Origin of the sequence: Bacillus sp. HY001 (assembly GCF_007558965.1) — a bacterium.
In the GTDB taxonomy this organism is placed as follows: domain Bacteria; phylum Bacillota; class Bacilli; order Bacillales; family Bacillaceae_G; genus Bacillus_A; species Bacillus_A mobilis.
Genome location: NZ_VLTE01000088.1, coordinates 1 through 2,022, shown reverse-complemented (window position 1 = coordinate 2,022; position 2,022 = coordinate 1). Strand labels below are relative to the sequence as shown.

The 2,022-nt window shown below is 28.6% G+C and carries 2 protein-coding genes and 1 pseudogene; 2 read left to right on the top strand and 1 reads right to left on the bottom strand.

The window, feature by feature from the left end; genetic code table 11:
* Nucleotides 1-412: 412 nt before the first annotated feature.
* Both FOT98_RS27240 and FOT98_RS27235 read left to right on the top strand, forming a co-directional pair.
* Entirely contained in the window at nt 413-706 is a 294-nt protein-coding gene (locus FOT98_RS27240) for an ArsR/SmtB family transcription factor (RefSeq protein WP_000860321.1), read from the top strand.
* Nucleotides 707-946: 240 nt separating this feature from the next.
* Nucleotides 947-1,168 (top strand): annotated as a pseudogene (locus tag FOT98_RS27235) (M4 family metallopeptidase); the annotation flags it as partial.
* A gap of 182 nt (nt 1,169-1,350) precedes the next feature.
* Here FOT98_RS27235 and FOT98_RS27230 read toward each other — a convergent pair.
* The gene (locus FOT98_RS27230; RefSeq protein ID WP_000677077.1) at nt 1,351-1,821 is read right to left on the bottom strand and encodes a hypothetical protein; all 471 of its coding nucleotides are present in this window, start codon (nt 1,819-1,821) and stop codon (nt 1,351-1,353) included.
* Nucleotides 1,822-2,022 lie beyond the last annotated feature (201 nt).

Sequence of the window (2,022 nt, the reverse complement as noted above, 5' to 3'; positions counted from 1 at the left end):
AAAAGCCTTGTCATTATAGACAGGGCTTTCAAAAAAGGGACACAATTGACAACTGAAGGTGACTCTATATTACCATTTTTGGTATTTTAATTCCAGGTATCCATATTGAGAAATAAAATGATTATTTTGTAGAGTGTGAGATAGGAGATACTGCTTATCAATTTTTCAGGAAAGGAAGGCAAAAGCAGAATTTTTTATTTGCTTTAACCAAAGGGTAGGAGAAGTGCTTTTATTTGGTAAATTGTGTTAATCATAGATTAATGTTATGTAAAAAAACTGTTTCCAGGATAGATGTCCTTTTTGTTTTAAGAAGAAAAAATATTTTCTCAACAGGACAAATCGTAATCATCTATAAGTACTATTTATAAGGATAATAAGAAAAATAGAAATTAATAATAAAGGAGAATGCGAAATGAAAACAGTAGTAACTGATAAAGATCTAGCTGAAATCCGCGAAGAAGACGTAGATGTTTTAAAAGTAATGGCACATCCAGTTCGATTACAAATTGTAAGTGAATTAATGCACCATAAAATGTGTAATGTTACGCAGTTAACGGAAATATTAAAACTCCCACAATCTACTGTTTCACAGCATCTATCAAAATTAAGGAGAACCGTACTTCGTGCAGAAAGAAAGGGATTAGAGATGCATTATTATATAGATAATGCTAAAGCTCGTCAGATTGTAGGAATTTTAAGTTCTTAGGTTAATAATATGTGAAAAGTTTCCTGTCTTAAAGCAGGAAACTTTTCTTGTATGTTTAACAAATTGTACACATTAAAAAAAATAAAGCTAAGAAAGCGAGATGTCTAGAATATTTAATAAAGGATACACATGTAAAATCGCATACCATCTATTCCTGATAATTAAATAGAAGTGCAACTATAAAGATTACATTGAATAGATATTGAAAACATCTATTCTCATAGGATAACAATGAAGGTGAAGGTAGGTTACCTGATAGCTAGCGGTGTTAATTACAATGGCGTAAATGTCCAAGGTGTTGGAGAAGATAAGATGTTTGATATCTTCTATTATACGAATACAGATGAATTAAATATGATTTCTGACTTTAAAGAATTAAAAGATGGTTGTATTCGTGTAGCAACAAACTTATATGGTAAAAATTCATCTGAAGTACAAGCTGTTAAAGCAGCTTATATTTAATTTCTATATAGAGTAAAGTGTCAGCTTTTATATACTGTTACGTATAAAAAACATTTTGGATTATAAGCAAGTACATGCTATTCATATGAGAAAAACTTGTTAGTAGGATAAATTTAAAAACCTTATAATCGAATTAATTAATATAATTCGATTATAAGGTTTTATTTTAAATATAATAATATTTACTGTGATTTTTTATCGAAGAATAAATTTAAATCTGTTTTGTCTGTGTCATCTGCTAAAGCATTGTGTATAATATCATTTAATAATTGCATTTTTTCTTTTTCAAAGAATGGGACACTAATATGATAAGGTGTTCCTGCTTTTTCAATTCTTAATATTGTTTGAATGCCGCTACCTGCAATTCCAATACCTATTAATAGAAAAATTAATCCACCAATAAAACTATCACTCAAAGTACCTAATCCAAATAAGAAGATTAGAATTCCTAAAATAATTGGTTTGAAAAAATACTTGGTAGATAACATAGCTCCAGAAATATTTTTTAGAGGAATGTTTTGTTGGTCTTTACCAGCAGGAATAAATCCTAATAATGTGTTGGATAAATTGGTTTTTACAAACCTATTATCAACTTCTACCCTACCTTTTATCCAAAAGAATAATAGGCTAGTTGAAAATTCAAGTCCTTTCATCTTTTCATCTCCTGTTATAAATTGTTAATAATAAAATTGCGATATCCGTATATTAGCATTAAAAGGAAATAATGTATATAAATTTTTATAGATTGAAAAGATTAAGTAGGGATCAATCTTTCATGTATCAACAGTTGCAAAGCTAAAGAAATATATATAGCAGTCGTATTGAAAGAGAAGCTGAGTCAAGGTGAGGAATAC